The sequence below is a fragment of the Undibacterium sp. CCC3.4 genome, from assembly GCF_034347425.1.
Lineage (GTDB): Bacteria > Pseudomonadota > Gammaproteobacteria > Burkholderiales > Burkholderiaceae_D > Undibacterium.
Genome location: NZ_CP133779.1, coordinates 782286 through 806831, shown reverse-complemented (window position 1 = coordinate 806831; position 24546 = coordinate 782286). Strand labels below are relative to the sequence as shown.

Below are 24546 nucleotides of genomic sequence, written 5' to 3'. Positions count from 1 at the left end.
GTGTCCTTGCGCCACCTGCTCGTCGTCTTGTTATTCGCCTGTGCTGGCTTGCCGGTGCAGGCTGGCACGGTGCTGCGCGCCTGTCGCTTGCCCGATTTTCCGCAAGAAGTACGCTGCGGTCAGATTGAGCGTGCGCTCGACCCAGCTGCGCCGCAGGGCAAGAAAATCACCGTGCACTACGTGGTGCTGCCCTCGCAAGATAAAAATAAACTCAGCGATGCCGTGTTTCTGCTGGCCGGTGGGCCAGGTCAGAGTGCCATCGCGCTGGCAGCCACTGCTCAGGCCTTGTTGGGTCGGCTCAATCAGCGTCGTGACTTGGTGTTCATCGATCAGCGTGGCACTGGCCGCAGCGCGCCGCTGAATTGTCCGAGCTCGGCAGGCGATGCCGGCTTGGCCAGTTTGCCGCAAAGCTTGGCGCAAGCGCGATCCTGCCTGCAACAATTGCAAAGCTTGCCGTATGGCGATTTGCGTTTTTTCAGCACCAGCATTGCCGTGCAAGATATCGAGGCGGTGCGCTTGCAATTAAGCTATCCGCGTATCAATGTGCTCGGTATCTCTTACGGTAGCCGGGTCGGTTTGGAATACCAGCGCCAATTCCCGCAGGCGCTGCGGCGTTTGGTGCTCGATGGCGTGGTAGCACCGAGCTTGGGCTTGCCGAATCAGGATGCGCAAGTGGCGCTCGATGCCGTGTTTGCCGATTGCGCTAAACAAGCAGCCTGTGGTGCCAGCTATCCGGACTTGCCGCGGCGCTGGAAAGAATTGCTCAATAGCTTGCCCCGTCCGATACGCCTGACCCATCCCCGCCTGGGCACCCCCCTGCAGTTGACGATGCGGCGAGAAATCTTGCTCAATCTGGTACAAACCAGTTTGTACCAAGCCGAGCAGGCGGCCGCCTTACCGTATTTAATCAGTGCCGCGTGGCGCGGTGACTTCGCCCCGCTCATCACCGTCAGTGCCGCCACCAATGCCGCAACTGCCGGCGCAATCGCCGACGGCATGCACTTCTCAGTTTGGTGTAGCGAAGCCTATGCGCGCCCCTTGGCCGCACCGCAGGATGACTTCGATGCCAATACTCGGCAGTTTTACGATCAAGTCTGCCGCGACTGGCCGCGTGCCAACATCCCGGCAGGTTTTTTTACACTGCCTGCGGCCGCCTCACCGGTATTGCTACTGAGCGGCGGCATCGATCCGGTCACGCCGATACGGCATGGTGCCGCGGTCAGCGCGGCACTCGGCCCACTCGCCTTGCATCTGACACTAGAGCATGCCGGCCACGGCATGCTGGCACAAGGCTGTGTGCGTGAGCTGGTATTTCATTTCATCGATGCCGCCACGGCTGCCGCTGCCCTTGAACTTGGTACCGGCTGCCTGCGGCCGATTCCGCGCGCGCTGGCGTGGCAGCCGCTGACACCGGCGGGTTTGCCATGATAGAAATCGATGATGTCGTTAAACACTTTAGGCTGCCGGCCCCTGGTGTGATGGGCTGGTTCGGGCGCGGCCATGCTGCCACGGTCGCGGCCGTCAATGGCCTGAGCCTGCGTGCCGAGGACGGCTGCATCACCGGCTTATTGGGGGCCAATGGTGCCGGCAAAACCACCGCCCTGCGCATGGTGGCCGGTTTGCTGGCACCCGATCGCGGCACGCTGCGCGTCGATGGCCTAGCCGTTTGTGCCGGACAGGTGAGCACGCAAGCGCGGTTAGGAATTTTATCTGACGCCCGCGGTTTGTACCCACGCTTAAGCGCGCGCGAAAACATTGAATACTACGGCTTATTGCATGGCATGTCGGCGGCGGCGGCGCGACGACGCTGTGAGCAACTGGCGCACTGGCTCGATATGGGCCATTTGCTCGAGCGTCGCTGTGCTGGTTTCAGTCAGGGTGAACGCATGAAAACGGCGCTGGCACGCGCCTTAGTGCATGATCCGCACAATATTATTCTCGATGAACCGACCAATGGTCTTGATGTGCTCGCCAATCGTGCTTTGCGCGAATTTTTACGTTGGCTACGTGCGCCCGAAGGCGGTGGAAAATGCATTATTTTTTCTACTCATATCATGCCCGAGGTTGAGCGTTTGTGCGATCGCGTGGTGGTGATTGCCGCCGGTCGCACCGTCGCCGAGGGTAGCGTGGCACAATTACTGGCGCAGGCGCAGGAAGCAGATTTTGAAGATGCCTTCGTCAAGCTGGCGTTCGCCGATACGATGGCCGAGCGCGCGGGGGGACGATGAAACGCAGCCTGATTATCGTGCGCAAAGAATTGCTCGATGCGCTGCGTGACCGCCGCACTTTGTTGACCGCACTGCTCAGTTCCATGTTGGCCGTGCCTTTATTGTTATTGATTTTTTCAGTTCTGCTGGCCCAAATGGAAAGCCAAGACGAGCGTCGCAGTGTGCTGGTAGTTGGTATCGCAGCGGCACCCGAATTGGAAAATTTCATCTTACGCAATGCTTATCAAATTGTGCCGGCACCGGCCGATTATGTCGCTAAATCGCGCAGTAAAGAACTCGACGCGCCGGTCTTAATCATACCGGCCGATTTTTCAAAAAAACTCGCCGCCGGTGAAAAAGTCAGTTTGGAAATTGCCTATGACAGCGGCAACCGCCCGGCCCAGTTCGGAGTCCGCGCACTGCGCCGCTTGTTGACTGCCTATGCGCAGGAAACCACGCTGCGTTTGCTGAGCCTGCGTGGCGTATCGACAGAATTGCTGCAGATGGTAGAGATCCGCGAACGCAATGTGCAGGCGGCCGAAAGCCGCAAAGGCAGCTTGACCGAAATGTTGCCGATGATGGTCATGATGGCCATCGTCATCAGTGGCATGGTCGCTGCCATCGATAGCACGGCCGGCGAACGCGAGCGCGGTTCACTCGAACCCTTGATGATGAATCCCTTGAGCGGTACGCAATTGGCGCTCGGTAAATGGGGCGCGGTGACACTGCTGAGTTGGACTGTGGCAAGCTTAACAATCGCCAGTTTTTTTCCGGCGCAGTGGCTGCTGCGCAGTGATACCCTGCGTGCCGAGTTCCAGTTCGGTCCAGCTGATGCGGGGAATTTTTTATTAATCCTGCTGCCGCTGGCGGCCTTAGTGGCGGCACTACAAATTGCGATTGCACTCGACTGTAAAACTTACAAGGAAGCGCAAGTCAGAAATCAGCTCGTGACGATCTTGATACCCTTGGTCAGTTTACTGCCTGTGCTGTTCCCCGGCCGCGAACCGACTTGGTTTCAATGGCTGCCGGTGCTGGCGCAAAACCAAATGATGAACCAAGTGCTGAAGGGACAGCCACCCACACTGGCGGCGTTGCTGGCGGCCGCCTTGGTGTGCGCGGTGCTGACGCTGTTGGTGTTGTATCGCATCGCGCGTAAGATGCGCCGGGTCGTGTTGGAAGGCTGAAAGTTTTTCCAGCAGGCTACAATCATTCCTCTCAAATTAATGCTGAATTTTTTTGGTGAAAAAATTTTCTCAGTATCAATTTTCCTTCAAGTAATTTCCATAAATTGCGACACAGCATTTAAAAAAATGCTGTGGGTAAACTCCGCGTGCAGTGAAATTTCCCACTCAGAAATTTAATTTTTCGCCCCTGTTGCTGGCTTGCGACGAAATTATTCTTGATGTGCTGAACGGTCAACAAATAGCCTATTTTTCTATATTTTTAATATTTTAAAATTGACAATTATTTTGCGCGGTCGCTAAATATCTGAGATAGATCTTTTTACATCAGCTTATTTTTATCAGTTTCTTTTGTTTGGTTTCCTCCAATCAACTGCTGAGAGAATTCCATGAAAAATAGTCGTCACCTGCTTGTTTGCCGATTCAATTTTCGGCCAAGCATACTGAGCATTTCCCTGTGTTTCATGCCCACTGCAGCGATCGGTGTCACGCCTTTGAATGCGACCATCGTCAATGGTCAAGTGGTGATCACGCAAAACGGTAAGGTGATGACGGTGACCAATAGCCCGAATGCCATCATTAAATGGAATGGCTTCAATATTGCTGTCGATGAGGTCGTCCGATTTGCCCAGCAGAATGCCAATAGCGCGGTATTGAACCGTGTCAGTGGCGTCGCACCGAGCAGCATCTTGGGTACGCTGACTTCGAATGGGCGGGTATTTTTAATCAATCCTAACGGCATCGTATTCGGTGCCGGTGCGCGCGTCGATACGGCGGGCTTAGTGGCATCAACGCTGGCATTGAGTGATAAAGATTTTCTTAATGGGAATTATTCATTTCAAAAAAACGGCCTGGGAGAAAACGTCACCAACAACGGCACGCTGATCAGCAATGCCGGCAGTATCGCCTTGCTCGGCAACACGGTACAAAATAATGGCATCATCAAAGCCGATCACGGCAGCATCATGTTATTGGCCGGTCAAAGTGTCACCTTAGTCGATATCTATAATCCGGCCTTGTCACTGGTGGTGACGGCACCGGACAATAAAGTGATTAATCTGGGGTCATTGCTTGGCAATGGCTTGAAGGCGGCCTTGATTGCGCATGACATCCAAGTATCGGGGCTTATTAATGCCAATACTGCGGCGCTCAATGAACATGGTGAGGTGGTGATTAAAGCCAGTGGCACGGCGTATGTTGATGGCACGATTACAGCCACCAACGCCGCTGCGTTAGCATCGATCAATTTACCTGATCCGAGTACGCAAAAACGCTGGCAAAACGCGCAGCAAGACGCCAACTATGGTAAGGGCGGGCAAGTTCAGATACTGGGAGAAACGCTCACCCTGACCAGCACGGCACAGCTCAATACTTCCGGCAGGTTAGGCGGCGGCAGTATATTTCTAGGCGGTGGCTATCAAGGGAAAAATGCCGACCTGCCCAATGCCTTAACGACGACTGTCGCGCCCGGTGCAACACTGCATGCCGATGCGCTGGAGTATGGTCATGGTGGTGAAATTATCGTTTGGTCTGATAAGCAAACCCATGCCGGCGGGACGCTGACCGCACGCGGCGGGCTGCTCGGTGGGGATGGTGGTTTGGTAGAAACCTCCGGTAAGCAGAGCTTGAATGTCGCCGACATCAGCGTCGATGCGAGCGCACGCAATCACAGCGCTAGCAACGGCACTTGGTTGATGGATCCGACAAATATTACTATCGTTTCTGGTGCTGCCAGCGGTGGTGGTTTTAATGTTAGCAGCGTTAAAGATGGGGATATCAATGCCGCCTTGAATGGCGGTACCAATGTCGTGATCGATACGCATATCAATAACACGACTGGTAACGTCGGCAATGTGCTTTTCAGCGGCACAGCCGATGCAGGCGGTGCAGCGATCATTAATAAAACTTTGGGTGGAAACACGAATTTGACCGTCAATGCCGACCAAAATATTACTCTCGATGCCGGCGCCCGCATTCTTGCCAGCGGCATCGGTACGCTCAATGTCGCACTCAATACGCGCGCCAACAGCAGCCTCATCACCGATCTGGGTGGTTTAAGCATCAATGGCGTGGCCGGTGTGCAGACCATACAAACGAATGGTGGCAACGTCAATTTCAACGGCGGGGTCGGTGGCACACTCGGTATCAGCAGCATGTATATGAATAACGGTCAAATTTCGACACAAGGCGGCGATTTCAATCTCAATGCCAGCAGTTCAAAATCAACGGTTGATGTGGGTAACAGTATTCTCTCTATTAACAGCTCCAACATTGCTGTGGCGGCCGGCGGCGTCACCATCAATGGAAACTTCGACGCCAATACTGCCAGCGCTGGTCAATACAGCGACATGTTTTTGTCTGCGTCAACCATCAAGGCGACCGGCAGCAAGCCTATTAATATCACGCTCTCGCATGATAACAATGCCACCTTCACCAACTACGGTATGTATATCAACAATGCCTCGACGATACAGCATGATGGCAGTGGAGATATTACGTTGATTAATTCGCATCAGCGTCTTGGTGTGGCCGGCGATGGCGGTGGGCCGGTAAACAATACAGCGATCTACGTGCGCAATAGCAGCCATATTTTACAAAATGGCAGCGGCAATATCACCATCGATGCCGCCGCCGGTGACGTCTACCGCAATGCCGCACCGTTTCGTATGATTGACCTCACCGATAGCATCGTGGCGGTGAATGGTGATGTCAATATTCATATGCCGGTTAATAATATTTACGATATCACCACCGGCACGTATAAAAATACCGGTTTGGATGTGGGCTTGTATGGAACTATCGGCGGGAACAATGTTTCGCTGACGACGAATAACGACAAGTTGAAATCGTCAGAACTGGTGCTCAATCAATTGACGATTAACGCCCATAATAATCTGACACTGGAGGGCAGTGGCATCATACAAAATACCGGTGTCAATAACCCTGCACTCAATCATTTCAATGTCGGCGGTACCGTTATTTTCACGCCGGTTGGCGTGGTAGTCGATGTCGGTGGTGCCGCGGCGAAGGCCAATGATACCTCGGGCATCAGTGATGGATTTTTGACGGCCTTGGGCGGGGCAAATATATTTGCTATCGATCTCAGTCAAGCGAGTGGCGTGAATTTTAATCCAGGTAATACGGTCAATTTTACCAAGGGCATCAGCATCAGCTCCACCAGCGCTACCGTTCCCTTCAATGTTACTGGGACATTGAGCGGACAAACTGTGAGTATTGCTACCAGCGGGCCAGTGTCGGTCAGTGGGACGGTTCACAGTGTTGCCGGCACCAGTATCACGGCTAACTCTTTGACGGAAACAGCTAGCGGCAGCATCAGCAGCAGCGCTGGTAATGTGCTGATAGCAGGAACGACGGTGACTGATGTCGCTGGTGCGGCCAATTCCGCAGGAAACAATGTGACCATAGGTAGTGTCACGAGTAGCACGACCGTTGAGGGTACGAGTGCTCTCACAGCCGGTCAACAAGTGATTATTCTCGGCATACCGGTGACGGTGGCGGCGAATAGCACCTTAACTGGTAATAACGGTATCAGTGTCATCAGCGGAGGTGACGCCACCATCGCCGGTACGCTCAGCGGTGGTGCTGGTGCTGCGAGCTTGAATGCAGCCGGTGCGATGATGGTTGCTGGCGGTAGCGTAGCCGGTGCAACGGGTGTCACGATAGTCGGTGTTAATAGCACCGAAGTTGATGGTGCAGCTAACAGCAGCGGTGGCTTGGTAACGATTGGTAATGCCGCCAGCAACGCACCGGTCACCTTGGGTAGTACTGGCACGGTGACCGCGCAAAGTGTCAAGATCAATGGTGCCGCGAATGTAACGGTAGCCGGTGTCGTCAACAGCGTCGGTGATGCCTTAGTCAGCGGTAGCAATGTGCAGGAAGCAGCCAGCGGCAGCGTCAACAGCAGCGCTGGTAATGTGCTGATGGCAGGAACGACGGTGACTGATGTTGCTGGTGCGGCGAACTCTACAACGGGCAATGTGACGATAGGCAGCGTGACGAGTAGCACGACCGTTGAGGGTACGAGTGCTCTCACAGCCGGTCAACAAGTGATTATTCTCGGCATACCGGTGACGGTGGCGGCGAATAGCACCTTAACTGGTAATAACGGTATCAGTGTCATCAGCGGAGGTGACGCCACCATCGCCGGTACGCTCAGCGGTGGTGCTGGTGCTGCGAGCTTGAATGCAGCCGGTGCGATGATGGTTGCTGGCGGTAGCGTAGCCGGTGCAACGGGTGTCACGATAGTCGGTGTTAATAGTACCGAAGTTGATGGTGCTGCGAACAGTAGCGGTGGCTTGGTAACGATTGGTAATGCCGCCAGCAACGCACCGGTCACCTTGGGCAGTACAGGAACAGTGACCGCGCAAAGTGTCAAGATCAATGGTGCAGCGAATGTGACGGTAGCTGGTGTAGTTAACAGCGTCGGCGACGCCTTAGTCAGCGGTAGCAATGTGCAGGAAGCAGCCAGCGGCAGCGTCAACAGCAGCGCTGGTAATGTGCTGATAGCAGGAACGACGGTGACTGATGTCGCTGGTGCGGCTAATTCCGCAGGAAACAATGTGACCATAGGTAGTGTCACGAGTAGCACGAAAGTGGAAGGTACGAGTGCGCTGAAGGCCGGTCAACAAGTGATCATTCTCGGCATACCGGTAAATATCGCGGCGAACAGCACACTGACCGGCGCACAGGGTATCAACGTCACCAGCGGTGGTGATGCCACCATCGCCGGCACGCTCAGTGGTGGCGCTGGTAGCGCGAACTTGAATGCAGCGGGTGCGATGATGGTTGCCGGCGGCAGCGTAGCCGGTGCAACGGGTGTCACGATAGTCGGTGTTAATAGCACTGAAGTTGATGGTGCAGCTAATAGCAGCGGTGGCCTGGTCACCATCGGTAATGCGGCTAGCAGCGCACCGGTGACCTTGGGCAGTACAGGAACAGTGACAGCACAAAGCGTCAAGATCAATGGTGCAGCGAATGTGACGGTAGCTGGTGTAGTTAACAGCGTCGGCGACGCCTTAGTCAGCGGTAGCAATGTGCAGGAAGCAGCCAGCGGCAGCGTCAACAGCAGCGCTGGTAATGTGCTGATAGCAGGAACGACGGTGACTGATGTCGCTGGTGCGGCCAATTCCGCAGGAAACAATGTGACCATAGGTAGTGTCACGAGTAGCACGAAAGTGGAAAGTACGAGTGCGCTGAAGGCCGGTCAACAAGTGATCATTCTCGGCATACCGGTAAATATCGCGGCGAACAGCACACTGACCGGCGCACAGGGTATCAACGTCACCAGCGGTGGTGATGCCACCATCGCCGGCACGCTCAGTGGTGGCGCTGGTAGCGCGAACTTGAATGCAGCGGGTGCGATGATGGTTGCCGGCGGCAGCGTAGCCGGTGCAACGGGTGTCACGATAGTCGGTGTTAATAGCACCGAAGTTGATGGTGCTGCGAACAGTAGCGGTGGCTTGGTAACGATTGGTAATGCCGCCAGCAACGCACCGGTCACCTTGGGTAGTACTGGAACTGTGACCGCGCAAAGCGTCAAGATCAATGGTGCCGCGAATGTGACGGTAGCTGGTGTCGTCAACAGCGTCGGTGATGCACTGGTTAGCGGTAGCAATGTCCAAGAAGCGGCAAGCGGCAGCGTCAACAGCAGCGCTGGTAATGTGCTGATGGCAGGAACAACGGTGACCGATGTTGCTGGTGCGGCGAACTCTACAACGGGCAATGTGACGATAGGTAGTGTCACGAGTAATACGACAGTCGAAGGCACGAGCGCACTCACTGCGGGTCAACAAGTGATCATTCTCGGCATACCTGTGACGGTGGCTGCGAACAGCACCTTAACTGGTAATAACGGTATCAGCGTTACCAGCGGTGGTGATGCCACCATCGCCGGTACGCTCAGCGGTGGTGCTGGTACTGCGAGCTTGAATGCAGCCGGTGCGATGATGGTTGCCGGCGGCAGCGTAGCCGGTGCAACGGGTGTCACGATAGTCGGTGTTAATAGTACCGAAGTTGATGGTGCTGCGAACAGTAGCGGTGGCCTGGTCACCATCGGTAATGCGGCTAGCAGCGCACCGGTGACCTTGGGTAGCACAGGAACGGTGACGGCACAAAGTGTCAAGATCAATGGTGCCGCGAATGTAACGGTAGCTGGTGTCGTCAACAGCGTCGGCGACGCCTTAGTCAGCGGTAGCAATGTGCAGGAAGCAGCCAGCGGCAGCGTCAACAGCAGCGCTGGTAATGTGCTGATGGCAGGAACAACGGTGACCGATGTTGCTGGTGCGGCGAACTCTACGCTCGGCAATGTGACGATAGGCAGCGTGACGAGTAATACGACAGTCGAAGGCACGAGCGCACTCACAGCAGGTCAACAAGTAATCATACTCGGCATACCGGTCAATATTGCGGCCGGCAGCAGCTTGACCGGTAATAACGGTATCAGTGTCACCAGCGGTGGCGATGCGACAATCGCCGGCGCTCTCAGCGGTGGTGCTGGTACTGCGAGCTTGAATGCAGCCGGTGCGATGATGGTTGCTGGCGGCAGCGTAGCCGGTGCAACGGGTGTCACGATAGTCGGTGTTAATAGTACCGAAGTTGATGGTGCTGCGAACAGCAGCGGTGGCTTGGTAACGATTGGTAATGCCGCCAGCAACGCACCGGTCACCTTGGGTAGTACTGGCACGGTGACCGCGCAAAGTGTCAAGATCAATGGTGCCGCGAATGTAACGGTAGCCGGTGTCGTCAACAGCGTCGGCGACGCCTTAGTCAGCGGTAGCAATGTGCAGGAAGCAGCCAGCGGCAGCGTCAACAGCAGCGCTGGTAATGTGCTGATAGCAGGAACGACGGTGACTGATGTCGCTGGTGCGGCCAATTCCGCAGGAAACAATGTGACCATAGGTAGTGTCACGAGTAGCACGAAAGTGGAAGGTACGAGTGCGCTGAAGGCCGGTCAACAAGTGATCATTCTCGGCATACCGGTAAATATCGCGGCGAACAGCACACTGACCGGCGCACAGGGTATCAACGTCACCAGCGGTGGTGATGCCACCATCGCCGGCACGCTCAGTGGTGGCGCTGGTAGCGCGAACTTGAATGCAGCGGGTGCGATGATGGTGGCTGGCGGCAGCGTAGCCGGTGCAACGGGTGTCACGATAGTCGGTGTTAATAGCACTGAAGTTGATGGTGCAGCTAACAGCAGCGGTGGCCTGGTCACCATCGGTAATGCGGCTAGCAGCGCACCGGTGACCTTGGGTAGCATAGGAACGGTGACGGCACAAAGTGTCAAGATCAATGGTGCCGCGAATGTAACGGTAGCTGGTGTCGTCAACAGCGTCGGCGACGCCTTAGTCAGCGGTAGCAATGTGCAGGAAGCAGCCAGCGGCAGCGTCAACAGCAGCGCTGGTAATGTGCTGATAGCAGGAACGACGGTGACTGATGTTGCTGGTGCGGCGAACTCTACAACGGGCAATGTGACGATAGGCAGCGTGACGAGTAGCACGACCGTTGAGGGTACGAGTGCACTCACTGCGGGTCAACAAGTGATTATTCTCGGCATACCTTTGACGGTGGCGGCGAACAGCACCTTAACTGGTAATAACGGTATCAGCGTCACCAGCGGAGGTGACGCCACAATCGCCGGTACGCTCAGTGGTGGCGCTGGTAGCGCGAACTTGAATGCAGCCGGTGCGATGATGGTTGCTGGCGGTAGCGTAGCCGGTGCAACGGGTGTCACGATAGTCGGTGTTAATAGTACCGAAGTTGATGGTGCTGCGAACAGTAGCGGTGGCCTGGTCACCATCGGTAATGCGGCTAGCAGCGCACCGGTGACCTTGGGTAGCACAGGAACGGTGACGGCACAAAGTGTCAAGATCAATGGTGCCGCGAATGTAACGGTAGCTGGTGTCGTCAACAGCGTCGGCGACGCCTTAGTCAGCGGTAGCAATGTGCAGGAAGCAGCCAGCGGCAGCGTCAACAGCAGCGCTGGTAATGTGCTGATAGCAGGAACGACGGTGACTGATGTTGCTGGTGCAGCGAACTCTGCAACGGGCAATGTGACGATAGGCAGCGTGACGAGTAGCACGACCGTTGAGGGTACGAGTGCACTCACTGCGGGTCAACAAGTGATTATTCTCGGCATACCGGTGACGGTGGCGGCGAACAGCACCTTAACTGGTAATAACGGTATCAGCGTCACCAGCGGAGGTGACGCCACAATCGCCGGAACGCTCAGCGGTGGTGCTGGTACTGCGAGCTTGAATGCAGCCGGGGCGATGATGGTGGCCGGCGGCAGCGTAGCGGGAGCGACAGGTGTGACGATAGTCGGTGTCAACGGTACCGAAGTGGATGGTGCTGCGAACAGTAGCGGTGGCCTGGTCACCATCGGTAATGCGGCTAGCAACGCACCGGTCACCTTGGGTAGTACTGGAACTGTGACCGCGCAAAGCGTCAAGATCAATGGTGCCGCGAATGTGACGGTAGCCGGTGTGGTCAACAGCGTCGGCGACGCCTTAGTCAGCGGTAGCAATATGCAGGAAGCAGCCAGCGGCAGCGTCAACAGCAGCGCTGGTAATGTGCTGATAGCAGGAACGACGGTGACTGATGTTGCTGGTGCGGCGAACTCTACGCTCGGCAATGTGACGATAGGCAGCGTGACGAGTAATACGACAGTCGAAGGCACGAGCGCACTCACAGCAGGTCAACAAGTAATCATACTCGGCATACCGGTCAATATTGCGGCCGGCAGCAGCTTGACCGGTAATAACGGTATCAGTGTCACCAGCGGTGGCGATGCGACAATCGCCGGCGCTCTCAGCGGTGGTGCTGGTACTGCGAGCTTGAATGCAGCCGGGGCGATGATGGTGGCCGGCGGCAGCGTAGCGGGAGCGACAGGTGTGACGATAGTCGGTGTCAACGGTACCGAAGTGGATGGTGCTGCGAACAGTAGCGGTGGCCTGGTCACCATCGGTAATGCGGCTAGCAACGCACCGGTCACCTTGGGTAGTACTGGAACTGTGACCGCGCAAAGCGTCAAGATCAATGGTGCAGCGAATGTGACGGTAGCTGGTGTCGTCAACAGCGTCGGCGACGCCTTAGTCAGCGGTAGCAATGTGCAGGAAGCAGCCAGCGGCAGCGTCAACAGCAGCGCTGGTAATGTGCTGATAGCAGGAACGACGGTGACTGATGTTGCTGGTGCGGCGAACTCTACAACGGGCAATGTGACGATAGGCAGCGTGACGAGTAGCACGACCGTTGAGGGTACGAGTGCACTCACTGCGGGTCAACAAGTGATTATTCTCGGCATACCTTTGACGGTGGCGGCGAACAGCACCTTAACTGGTAATAACGGTATCAGCGTCACCAGCGGAGGTGACGCCACAATCGCCGGTACGCTCAGTGGTGGCGCTGGTAGCGCGAACTTGACTGCAGCCGGTGCGATGATGGTTGCTGGCGGCAGCGTAGCCGGTGCAACGGGTGTCACGATAGTCGGTGTTAATAGTACAGAAGTCGATGGTGCTGCGAACAGTAGTGGTGGTCTGGTCACGATTGGCAATGCGGCCAGCAGCGCTCCGGTCACCTTGGGCAGCAGCGGTACCGTGACGGCACAAAGCGTCAAGATCAATGGCGCAGCGAATGTGACGGTAGCCGGCGTGGTCAACAGCGTTGGTGATGCGCTGGTTAGCGGTAGCAATGTGATCGAAACTGCAACGGGCAGCGTCAACAGCAGCAATGGCAATGTACTGGTGGCAGGCACGACGGTGACCGATGTCGCTGGTGCAGCGAACTCTACGCTCGGCAATGTGACGATAGGCAGTGTCACGAGTAACACAATAGCTAAGGGTACGAGCGCGCTGCAAGCAGGTCAACAAGTGATCGTTCTCGGCATACCGGTGACTGTGGCTGCGAGCAGCATCTTGAGTGGTAGTAACGGTATCAGTGTGGCCAGCGGAGGCGACGCCACGATCGCTGGTACGCTTAGAGGTGGTTCCGGTAGTGCCACGCTGAACGCGGTCGGTAAGATGACTCTCACCAGTAGTGGCAGCGTGCGGAGTGCTGGGAACGTGACAGTTGCTGGTGCCGGCGCGACGGCAGTAACAGGTGCGGTCGACAGCGTTGCTGCGGTGGCGACGATAGGGGACATTCACAGCGATACGACGATAGACAGCAATGCCAATCTGCATGGCGGTATTAAAGTGGTGATCTTAGGAAAAAATGCCGCTCCCGCCGCTCCCGCCGCTCCCGCCGCTCCCACTGCTTCCGTCACTCCCGCCGCCATTCTTGCCAGTTACCCAATAGACGAAACACTGCTCAACGAAGTGATTGCAGACGCAGAAGGTTGGCTCACTACACCGATCGATAATGTAAAAAAACGGAGTTCGTACATTAATTCTCGCTAGGCGATCGCGCATCAGCCCATTGCCTCATGCTGATGCGAGATGCCTTGTTTGAAACCGACGATTTTTCTCAATTATTTAAAGTTCCTGTGGATATGACCTCAAAATACATTTGTGTTTGCTTGTTCTCTGTCATCGTCTTCACGGCATCTGCCGGTGCGACCGAAACCCCTACTGTGCGCTTTGATACGGTGAAAACCGAAGTTGAGCAAGGAGTTGATGAAACTGTGGTCAAGCGCGCGCTGGCTCTGAGCGCAACAACTAAGGGTACGAGTATGGATGATGTTGAGCGCGCCCGTTTGGCTTTGCAGCATGCGCTAGATCAACTGGCAGAAAACCATTTTCTAGTGACTGTTCCAGCGCAAACGATCAGCCAAAATACGGTCACATTGCATGTTTCAGTACGCAAAATGCCGCTCTTGAAAGCACTGAATGTTACGGACGCAGCTGGCTTTACTGCCGATAATATTCGGCGTTCTATTCCTAGCCTCCAAGTTGGGCAGCCGGTTGATTTGGATTTGCTGGATCGTCAGTTGCGGTTGGCTCAAACTAATCCCAGCAAAGACTTGAATGCGAAATTAATACCGCAATCAGATGGTTTATCGGCCGACATCAGTACCAGCACCGCTCGTGCCGATAAGGGCTACGTAACGGTTGATAATTTCGGCACCATACCTGGTTATGACCAGGTGGCGCGTATAAATCTCGGTTACTTGCATGGTAATCTCAGCGGCCGTGATGATGTGCTGAAACTGAATATTTTAGGCCAACAGGAAGCGAGCGCGATTTCTACCGGCTATACCCTGCCTTTGTATGCCAATGCACAAAGTATCGAGTTTTACGGTGCTTACAGTAAATCCAATCCTGGCAATGTTGATGTGTTTCATATCAGTGGTGCCGGTCATAATTTGGGCTTGCGTTGGAATTATGTCTTGCCACGATTTGGTAGCAGCGATGCCTTCACAGTGAGCGCCGGTTATCGTTACAGTCACTATGATAACGACGTGACGTTCAATTACGATAGCAGCCAAACAGCCTTGGTGCCGAGTGTCAGTACTTCACTCATCACACTCGGCGTGAATGGATTACTCAATCTGAATGTGACGACTAGCTTGTCGGCCGATGTGGTGCTCAGCCATAACTTTTCCGGGCAATTAGCCTCAGATAATTCGGCTGCACTAGGAAAAAGTCGTGTTGGAGCAGAGGGGAATTACACTCTGCTGAACTATAGTTTCAGTCTGCATACCAGCGTGGCGGACTGGCTGTTGCAGAGTAATATATCCGGCCAATCAGCTAATCGCCCTTTGGTTTCGGGCGAACAAGTGTATATTGCAGGCCCGAATGCGGTGCGTGGTTTTAAGAATGGTCTGCTCGGGGGGGATAGTGGTGTGACGGGCCGCGTTGAGTTAATCACCCCGAATTTAAGTACTGACATGCTGGCGCTGCGACTCTACAGCTTTTACGATGCCGGCCATGTTGCGCGTAAAGCGGCACAGAGTGGAGAAATTGCCAGCGCCAATCTGAGCTCGATTGGCGTGGGCATGAAAATGCAGTGGAAATTTTTGAATGCGGATATTTATTATGCACAAAAATCAGCGGGCCGAAGCTATGACACGACGGCCCGTGCCGGTGGGATGTGGGCCAGTGTCGGTGGCATATTTTAATGAAAAACCGGCTTGGTGTTACTGTAAGCGTCGGTGCCGCACCAATACCTGCTCGGTCGGTCGGAAAAAAGCACTGAGTTTTTCCACCATATACACCGAGCGATGCTGTCCGCCGGTGCAGCCGATGGCAATGGTTAAATAACTGCGGTTATCGGCCTTGAAGGCCGGTATCCATTTGGTGAGAAAACTGAGAATATCTTCATACATCTCGAGTGCCATCTTCTGTTGTTCGAGAAAGGCCACTACCGGTGCATCGCGTCCGGTGAGCGCACGCAGTTTCAGATCGTAATGCGGATTGGGCAGCATTCTGACATCGAATACCAGATCAGCATCGAGCGGTACGCCGCGTTTGAAGGCGAACGATTCGAACATCAGTGTCAGCGGCGCGTGACGGATATGGATTAATTGCTTGATCCAGGAACGTAACTGGTTGGCGCTCAGATCGGTGGTATCGATGACATGCCCCAATGCTTGAAGACCGGCCAAAATTTCTCGTTCTTCTTCAATACATTCGGTCAGGCTCATGTGCAGCGTGCCGCTTTCATCGATGCCGAGTCGATGTGAGAGCGGGTGGCTGCGACGCGTTTCGGAAAAACGCGCCACCAAGGAGTCGCTGTTGGCAGTAAAAAATAACACCCGCACATCGTGGCCCTCGGCGCGCAGCGACTGTATCATCGCCGGCATCTCGGTCAGCAAGTGGGCGCTGCGGGTATCGATGGCAATCGCCGCTTGTGGGTGCGCTTCTTGGCTGAGCGTGAGTATCAATTGCGGCAGCAAGGTCGGCGGCAGATTGTCGACGCAGTAATATCCTGCATCTTCGAGCACATTGAGGGCGACTGATTTACCGGAACCGGAAATGCCGGAAATGAGCAGAATTTGCATCTTAGTCTCCGGCTTCCATGGCACGTCGCTGCCGTTCCATGAAATCTTCGAGCGTGTTGATGCCACGCAGTTGCAAGATGGTGTTACGTACCGCCGCTTCCAGCAACACCGCGATGTTGCGGCCGGCAGCCACGGGAATGACAACTTTACGAATCGGCAAGCCCAACACATCTTCGCTCTGGGAATCGATGGGCAGGCGCTCGTAATTTTCTTCCAGGGTACTGCGGCGTACCAAGTGGACGATCAGTTTCAAGCGCATCTTGCGCCGTACGGCGGTTTCGCCGAAGATGGTTTTGATGTCGAGCAGTCCGAGGCCGCGCACTTCGAGTAAGTTCTGTAGCAATTCGGGGCAGCGTCCTTCTATCATGTTCGGTGCGATACGCGAAAATTCGACGGCATCATCGGCCACCAAACCATGACTGCGTGAAATCAGTTCCAGCCCCAATTCGCTCTTACCCAAGCCGGATTCACCAGTGATGAGTACGCCGACGCCGAGCACATCCATGAAGACGCCATGCATGGTGATCCGTTGGGCCAGTTTTTTGGACAAATACACGCGCAAATAATCGATTACCTGGGCCGCCGGATAGGGCGTGGAAAACAGGGGAATGTTATTGTCGTCGCAGGTGGTCAAAAAGGCTGGTGGCGAATCGAGACCTTGTGCCACGATCAAGGCTGGTGGCCCACCTGACACCAGTTCGCGGATCAGATTGGCGCGCGAAGCATTCGACAGGCGATGGTAATACTCGAGTTCTTGATGGCCCAGCACTTGGATACGGCCAGGATGGATCAAATTCAGATGGCCGACTTGATCGGCCGATGAGGCTGCATCGCCGGTAATTTGTTTATCGGCACCTGCAAACCCGGCAAACCAGCCGAGTTGCATGATGTCGCGATTGTCGTCGTAGATTTTTTGTATCGTTAATTCTGTATTAAGAGGCATGGCAACAGGAGAAAAATCCAGCGATGATGAACTGTTGCTTCAGGATGAAGGCAACAGGTCAGGGCGCCAAGCGAGGATTTTTTCATAAATCATCGTGGCATCGGGTTCGGAGTTCAATTCATTGCGGAAGTTTTCATTCGACAGCATTTCTGCTATTTCTGACAGAATTTCCAGATGTTGCTGGGTGACATTGTCTGGCATCAGCAAAAAAATCAGCAAACTGACCGGTTGGCCGTCTGGTGATTCAAATGGAATCGCTTCCTTAAGGCGGATCAGAGCGGCAATCGGTGCTTTGAGGCCCTTGATACGACCATGCGGCACGGCTACGCCGTGGCCGAGTCCGGTCGAACCGAGGCGCTCGCGGGCGAACAGATTTTCCGACACTGTCGAGCGGGCGATGCTGCAATTATTTTCAAATAATAAACCAGCTTGCTCGAAGGCCCGTTTTTTACTCGAGATTTCCAAGTCCAGAAGGACGTTGGCAAGGGGCAGAATTTTTGCAATATTCGTCATGGTGCAAGAGCGGGTTAGCGCGTTGTCGCGATCGGCATAGGGTAAATTCCCACCGAATTATAGGCTTCTTTTGTCGTCTTAGTGTAAATATGCTCGACGGCTTTGGTCTGTGTTGTTCTGTCGGCTAGTACGGTGTCGCTTTCCATTTAGCAGGCCCGCAACAGTTTTTCAAATTGCGCCACTGGCAGTGGCTGGCTGAAATAATAACCTTGCATTTCTTGGCAGCCGGAATCGGTGAGGAAAAACATTTGTTCGACATTTTCCACCCCTTCGGCTGTCACCGTCATGCCCAGCGCCTTGGCCATGGCAATAATGGCGTGGGTGAGCACCACGGAATCTGGATTTTCCGGTACTTGTTTAATGAAGGAACGGTCGATCTTCAGATTATCGATGGGAAAACGCTGCAGGTACGACAGGGAAGAAAAGCCGGTGCCGAAATCGTCGAGCGAAATGCTGATTCCCAGTTGTTTGATGGCTTCAAACACCGGCAATAACAATTCGATGTCGCCCATGAGCAAACCTTCGGTGATCTCCAATTGCAAGGCGCAACCGGGCAGGCCGGTATCTGCCAAGGTTTGTGCTATGAACTGGCATAATCCGGGATCTTGAAACTGTTTGGGCGAAATATTCACGCTCACCACCAGATCGGCAACGAACTCGGCACGCCACTGGCTGGTATGGCGGCAGACTTGTTCGATCACCCAGCGGCCGAGCGGCAGGATCAGGCCGATTTCTTCCGAAATAGGAATGAAGTCATTCGGTGGAATGATGCCTACACCCGGCATATCCCAGCGTATCAAGGCTTCCGCACCAACGATGCGCGAGGTTTGCAGGCAGATTTTCGGTTGGTAGTAGACTAAAAATTCGCCATCGCTGAGGGCGCGGCGTAAGTTGGTTTCCAGTGCGTAACGATGCTGGGCGCGGACATTGAGTTCGGTGGTGAAAAACTGATAGTTATTGCGTCCCGATTCCTTCGCATGATACATCGCTGAATCGGCGCAGCGCATCAGGGTCGAGGCATCGTCACCATCGTGGGGAAACACGCTGATGCCTATCGAGGTACCGAGGTGGTATTGGTTCCCTTCGATCAAGAAGGGTTCGCGCATTCTGGCCAGCACCCGTTCCGCCAAGCTGCGCAGGTAGTCGGCATCGGCGACGCTTTCAGCGACGATGACGAATTCATCGCCACCGAGACGCGCCAGCATATCGCTGCTGCGTATGCATGAATTGAGTCTGGCCGCGACATCACGCAACAGAATATCGCCGGCCGCATGGCCAGCCGTATCATTGACGTTTTTGAAGCGGTCCAAATCGAGAAACAACAAGGCCACGCGCTGCTGATGCATGCGCGCTACGCTGAGCGCTTTGGTCAGTCGCAAATTGAGCTGATGGCGGTTCGGCAGGCCGGTCAAGGCATCAAAGGAAGCCATGTAACTGAGCTGGCGCTGCGTTTCGCGTACCTCGGTAGTATCGGTAAATGATACCAGTACGGCGGAAATGCTGGCATTGCTCTTTTTGAAAATTGGCAAGCAATTTATCAGTAGCCAGACTATCGAACCATCTCTGAGCTCGACACCGGTCGAGAGATTCAAAATCGGCATGCGGGTTTTGAAGACGAAGGAAACCGGATCGTCACCGAGTTTCAGTGCCGCTCCATCTTCACCGAAAACCCGTTTGAAATAGCGGTGGCGTCGTCCGACTTGGCTGACATCGATGATTTTTAAAATACGTAAAGCACTGGGATTACTGGTGACGATTTGCCCGTTCGGCGCAATCACCATGATGCCTTCCGACAGATTGGTCACCACCGAGCGATAGCGTTCTTCGCTTTCCTCCAGGCTTTGCTCCATATTTTTTTTATCGATCGCCAAGCCGATCAGATCGCAGGCGTCGATGATCATCGCCTGTTCTTCATCACCCGGGCTATGCACGCCTTGGCAGTAGACGTCGACGGTACCGAGCACGCTATGAAAGGCGGTGGTGATCGGGATCGACCAGCACGCTTGCAAGCCATATTCCGCAGCGCTGGCTTTGACGTTTTCCCATAAGGGACTGAGCGCGATGTTCTGGACGATGGTGAGGCGATTAAAATGAATCGCAGCGGCGGCGGTACCGTAGCCGCTGCCGATTGGGATGTTACGCTGCGTGGCGAGAAATTCCGGCGGCAAACCGGGCCCGGCCGCAGCGCTGAGCAATTGCGTGCTTTGGTCGAACAGGCTGATGGCGCACAGCGAACCGTTGGCCAGCAAACGCTCCATGCGGTCGCACACATCTTCAAGAATATGCGCGAGCGGCTTGTCGAGCGCGATCATTTCGAGAATTTCTTTCTCATGATGCAGCGCTTCGTGAATCCGGCTGGCCGTGTCGGTGTGGCTATCTTTGAGCGCCAAAGCGCTGCGCTGATGCTGCATTTGGCCCGCTTCGATCGCGCGTGCACTGAGCAGTATCGCTTCTTGACCGCGGTGGAAAAATACCTTGCTTAACACTTCAATATTGATCACATGGCCATCAAGACGGATGCATTGATAGCAGCGTGGGCCGCTCGGGGGGGTACCGCGACCGGCTTGTTCTAGCAGTTGTCGTACCGTTTCGTGATGGTGTCCGACCAGAAGGGCGTCCGGTGACAAGCCTTGCAAGTCTTGCAGACGTTTCGCTTGCATGAGTTCCAAAGCAGCCGGATTAGCATAGGCAATGCTGCCGGCGATGAGCACGTACACGGCGTCGGGATGATGTTCCAGTAAACTGGCATGCCAGTCATGGTCAACAACATCAGGGGGCGCCTTGGGCGTCAGCAGGGAAATAGGCGATATCACAACAACAGTCTATACGGTACGGTAGGAATCAGGTTGACGACGGACAGTCTGGTCGATCGTGCCAGCACTAAGCAAGTGCGGCGAGACCATCATGGCGATCGCACCGGAATTCGTCAACACAATAATGCAGCGGCGGCACGGCACAGCTAGTCACAGTGCCGCGATTTATTTTAAATCGATACGCACAAATAACAACAATACATCGCCATTGCCCTTGTTTTGCGACAGTCGCGGCACGTAGGCGGCCATGAGTTTGGTGTTTTTTGTGCCTATCGATGCCACCGGCAGTGGTACCGGAAATGGTATGCCGGAAAAATAATCGGTACGACTCAACAGCGATATGGTGTAGCCGGCACCGACTTCCCAGTTACTGCCTATCGGTTTCATCCATTGGTAGGCATAACCGGCCATCGGCATTGGTTTGAAATGGGAATCGGAAATCACCATCCCATAGACCAGCTCTTCATTGTCTTTGTCATCACGTAACGCCTTGGTAAACCCCAGGCCCCAGGCCCGTTCATTGAGTTCGGCAATGCGTTCGGCCGTATACGTGCCGCGCCCGTGGTGCGCGTAGCCGGACAAATTGAGTGACAAATCGCCTTCGTCGAGGATTTTTTCAATCTTATTTTTAGCGCTGCGGTACCAACTGGAATTTTCTGCCTCGGGGGCCGTTTGTGCGGCCGCGCTGAAGCTGATCAAACCAGCCGCCAACAGCAGAACCGAGCGAGGGAAATACATTTTTAAATTACACATAGTAGAGAGAAAAGGGTGAGAAATCAGTGACTGTCAGCGCTGGCTGAGCGCCGCTACTGGCGAGCATTGCGGCCGTTGCCGGGCTTTTGCGAGGTAGAAAAATTGCTGCGCCATGGATTGATATCGAGCCCACCGCGGCGTGTGTAACGCGCATACACCGACAATTTCTGCGGTTGACAATGGCGCATGATGTCGACAAAAATACGCTCTACGCATTGTTCGTGAAACTCATTATGGTCGCGAAAACCGATCAAATATTTGAGCAAGCGCTCCTGGTCTATCGGCGCACCGACATAACTGATTTGCACGCTGCCCCAGTCCGGTTGGCCAGTCACCAGACAATTTGATTTCAGCAGGTGAGATACTAAGGTTTCGGTGACCGCCACATGATCGTGCGCAGCGCGCAGCAGGCTAGGTTCTGGCGTGTAGTGGTCGACTTCAATGTCGAGCCGATCGAGCGAGGTGCCGCTCAGTTCTTGCATGCTGAGCCGGGCGAATTCATCGGGCAGCGTCAGGCTGACATGGACCGAAGCGCCGGCGGCGGCCGACAAATCAGTCTGTACTAAGGCGACCAGTGCGGCGGCATCGGCCAAACGGGTTTGGTTAAAGGAGTTTAAATACAGCTTGAATGATTTCGATTCGACGATATTGGGCGATTCGGCCGGCACCGTGATCGTGGCGATGGCAATCTGCGGTTTGCCGCGCAGATTGAGCCATGACACTTCGTAGGCATTCCAGATGTCGACACCGAAAAACGGCAGTGTTGTGGTGAGCCCGATTTCGGCGCGTTTGCCGCTGCGCGGAATTGGAAACAACAGGCCAGGGTCATACTGACTGATGTAGGCCGTGCTTTTTCCCAGCGCCGATTGTTCTGGTAAATTTACGCAAGAGGCGTCGTTTATTGTGCTCACTTAGCGCTTTCACCGAGAAATAATTGGTAGGCCGGGTTGCCGCTCTCATCCCAATAGCGGTAGCCGAGTGTGGCCAAAAATGCGCGGAAGTCTTTCATTTCTTTTTTCGGCACTTGCAGACCGATTAAGGCGCGACCATAGTCGGCACCATGATTACGATAGTGGAACAGGCTGATATTCCAATTCGGCGCCATGCTGTCCAAGAAGCGCATCAAGGCGCCTGGGCGTTCGGGAAATTCAAAACGGTATAACAATTCGTTTTCTGCCAAGGCACTTTTACCGCCGACCAAATGGCGGATATGGAGTTTTGCCAATTCATCATGGCTCAAATCGAGACAAGCGAAACCATGCTTTTCAAAATTCTTGGCGATTTTTCCTGATTCGAGCCGGTCGCTGACTTGAATGCCAACAAAGATATGTGCCGCTGCTTCATCGCTGATGCGGTAATTGAATTCGGTTACGTTGCGCGGCCCAACTAACTCGCAAAACCGGCGGAAGCTGCCGCGCGCTTCTGGAATCGTGACGGCAAACACGGCTTCGCGCGCTTCGCCGACTTCGGCGCGTTCGGCGACAAAGCGCAGACGGTCGAAATTCATGTTGGCACCGCAGGCAATCGTCACCATGGTTTCGTTTTTAAGCGGCCGTTTGGCGGCACGTTCGCGTTCGATATAGGCTTTGCAGCCGGCTACGGCCAGCGCGCCGGCCGGTTCGAGAATGCTACGGGTATCTTGAAATACATCTTTAATGGCCGCGCAGACGGCATCGGTATCGACCGTGATGACTTCGTCAACATACAACTTGGCCAGACGGAAGGTTTCTTCACCGACCAATTTAACCGCCGTACCATCAGAAAACAGACCGACTTCTGCCAGCGTTACCCGTTTGCCAGCTTTGAGACTGCGTGCCATGGCATCGGAATCAGTGGTTTGCACGCCGATGATTTTGATTTCCGGGCGCAGCGCCTTCACATACGCGGCAACGCCGGCAATCAGACCACCACCGCCAATGGCGACGAAAATCGCATGGATAGGGCCGCTGTGCTGGCGCAGTATTTCCATCCCCACGGTGCCTTGACCAGCGATCACATCCGGGTCATCGAAGGGATGAACGAAGGTCAACTTCCGTTTCTTTTCCAATTCCAGCGCATGGTCGCAGGCTTCGGTAAATGAGTCACCGAACAGTATGACTTCAACCGCATCGCCACCGAAGGTACGCACGGCATCGATTTTTACCGGTGGCGTGGTGGTCGGCATAACAATCACCGCTTTGCAGCCTACCCGTTTGGCACTCAAGGCCACACCTTGGGCGTGATTGCCGGCCGAAGCGCAAATCACACCGCGCTTGAGTTGTGCTGGCGTTAAATGGGCAATTTTATTGTAGGCACCGCGCAGCTTGAAGCTGAACACGCTTTGCATGTCTTCACGTTTGTAAAAAATGCGATTATCGATGCGTGCCGACAAACCCGGAGCGAACTCCAGCGGGGTTTCTGTAGCCACGTCATAGACGCGGGCGGTCAAGATCTTTTTCAGATAATCGGTGCTCATAAGCTCAGAATGAAAGGTAAATCAACAAAATCAGGCGCAGGGAAGGGGACTCACTCCACGCGCTATCACTGACGACAATTTGCTCAAATGCAAGTAACTCGGTAAAAAGCCCTTCTATTATAATGGATGCCCTTTACGTCACGCTTAGGTATACATGATTGTCGCCGCAATAAATTATCTTTTAGGCATTCTTGCACTACCGCAGGTCGGTTTGGTTTCGGTATTTTGCATCAGCTTAATCTCTGCGACCCTGCTGCCTATGGGTTCGGAACCGGCGGTATTTGCCGCAATCAAGGCCAATCCAGCCATGTTTTGGCCGGTATTGCTGGTCGCGACGGTTGGCAATACCTTGGGCGGGGTGATTGATTACGGCATGGGCTATGCAGCAAAGCAAGCATTTCAACGTGAACGCGAGAGTTTTTGGTTTCGCTGGTTGGCCCACTATGGCAGTAAAACCATGCTACTCGGTTGGTTGCCGGTGATCGGTGACCCCTTATGCACCTTGGCCGGTTGGTTAAAATTACCGTTTTGGCCGTGCGTCATGTATATGGCAATAGGGAAGTTTTTGCGCTATCTGAGCATGACTTACCTCTTGCTCGGCATACCCGATGGGTTTTGGCATCGGCTAGGGGAAATGTTGGCGTAACGATAGTGAAGTGTTGTTGAAGAATGTGAATTTTTGTCTTATCGGCACATTTTGTTGTTGCCTTAGATGTATGTCTT

Annotated in this window: 13 protein-coding genes; 6 read left to right on the top strand and 7 right to left on the bottom strand. The window is 54.5% G+C overall.

The annotated features are described in order from the left end of the window. The 5 genes from RHM61_RS03685 (at window position 1) to RHM61_RS03665 (ending at window position 15464) form a co-directional block, all read left to right on the top strand. A complete protein-coding gene (locus RHM61_RS03685; RefSeq protein ID WP_322249788.1) occupies window positions 1-1428 on the top strand; it encodes an alpha/beta hydrolase in 1428 nt (475 codons plus the stop codon). Then, window positions 1425-2228, top strand: coding sequence for an ATP-binding cassette domain-containing protein (locus RHM61_RS03680; RefSeq protein ID WP_322249786.1), 804 nt, complete (start codon window positions 1425-1427; stop codon window positions 2226-2228). The genes RHM61_RS03685 and RHM61_RS03680 overlap by 4 nt, the downstream gene beginning before the upstream one ends. Continuing rightward, window positions 2225-3391 (top strand): ABC transporter permease, encoded by a 1167-nt coding sequence (locus RHM61_RS03675; protein WP_322249785.1) that lies wholly within the window; start codon window positions 2225-2227, stop codon window positions 3389-3391. The genes RHM61_RS03680 and RHM61_RS03675 overlap by 4 nt, the downstream gene beginning before the upstream one ends. Window positions 3392-3777: 386 nt before the next feature. Continuing rightward, window positions 3778-13803: a hypothetical protein gene (locus RHM61_RS03670; RefSeq protein ID WP_322249784.1), complete on the top strand. Its 10026-nt coding sequence runs from the start codon at window positions 3778-3780 to the stop codon at window positions 13801-13803. A 26-nt stretch (window positions 13804-13829) separates the two neighbouring features. Next, on the top strand, window positions 13830-15464 hold the full coding sequence (locus tag RHM61_RS03665) for a ShlB/FhaC/HecB family hemolysin secretion/activation protein (RefSeq protein ID WP_322249783.1): 1635 nt from the start codon (window positions 13830-13832) through the stop codon (window positions 15462-15464). Between the two features lie 18 nt (window positions 15465-15482). Here the strand turns inward: RHM61_RS03665 and rapZ are convergent, their stop codons facing one another. The 7 genes from rapZ to ilvA all read right to left on the bottom strand — a co-directional run bounded on the left by rapZ (window position 15483) and on the right by ilvA (window position 23823). Continuing rightward, window positions 15483-16346, bottom strand: a complete 864-nt coding sequence (gene rapZ, locus RHM61_RS03660; RefSeq protein WP_322249782.1) for an RNase adapter RapZ — start codon at window positions 16344-16346, stop codon at window positions 15483-15485. Window position 16347: 1 nt separating this feature from the next. Further along, a complete protein-coding gene (gene hprK / locus RHM61_RS03655) occupies window positions 16348-17289 on the bottom strand; it encodes an HPr(Ser) kinase/phosphatase (protein ID WP_322249781.1) in 942 nt (313 codons plus the stop codon). A 39-nt stretch (window positions 17290-17328) separates the two neighbouring features. Then, window positions 17329-17802 carry a PTS sugar transporter subunit IIA gene (locus RHM61_RS03650; RefSeq protein ID WP_322249780.1) on the bottom strand — a complete coding sequence of 158 codons (474 nt, stop codon included), beginning with the start codon at window positions 17800-17802 and terminating at the stop codon, window positions 17329-17331. Window positions 17803-17948: 146 nt separating this feature from the next. Beyond that, a complete protein-coding gene (locus RHM61_RS03645) occupies window positions 17949-20615 on the bottom strand; it encodes an EAL domain-containing protein (protein WP_322249779.1) in 2667 nt (888 codons plus the stop codon). Window positions 20616-20780: 165 nt separating this feature from the next. Then, a complete protein-coding gene (locus RHM61_RS03640; protein ID WP_322249778.1) occupies window positions 20781-21353 on the bottom strand; it encodes a hypothetical protein in 573 nt (190 codons plus the stop codon). Window positions 21354-21421: 68 nt separating this feature from the next. Next, window positions 21422-22279, bottom strand: a complete 858-nt coding sequence (gene queF / locus RHM61_RS03635) for an NADPH-dependent 7-cyano-7-deazaguanine reductase QueF (protein WP_322249777.1) — start codon at window positions 22277-22279, stop codon at window positions 21422-21424. After that, a complete protein-coding gene (ilvA, locus tag RHM61_RS03630; RefSeq protein WP_322249776.1) occupies window positions 22276-23823 on the bottom strand; it encodes a threonine ammonia-lyase, biosynthetic in 1548 nt (515 codons plus the stop codon). The genes queF and ilvA overlap by 4 nt, the downstream gene beginning before the upstream one ends. A gap of 154 nt (window positions 23824-23977) precedes the next feature. Here ilvA and RHM61_RS03625 point away from each other — a divergent pair, with 154 nt between their 5' ends. Next, window positions 23978-24469 carry a YqaA family protein gene (locus RHM61_RS03625; RefSeq protein ID WP_322249775.1) on the top strand — a complete coding sequence of 164 codons (492 nt, stop codon included), beginning with the start codon at window positions 23978-23980 and terminating at the stop codon, window positions 24467-24469. The last annotated feature ends 77 nt before the right edge of the window (window positions 24470-24546 follow it).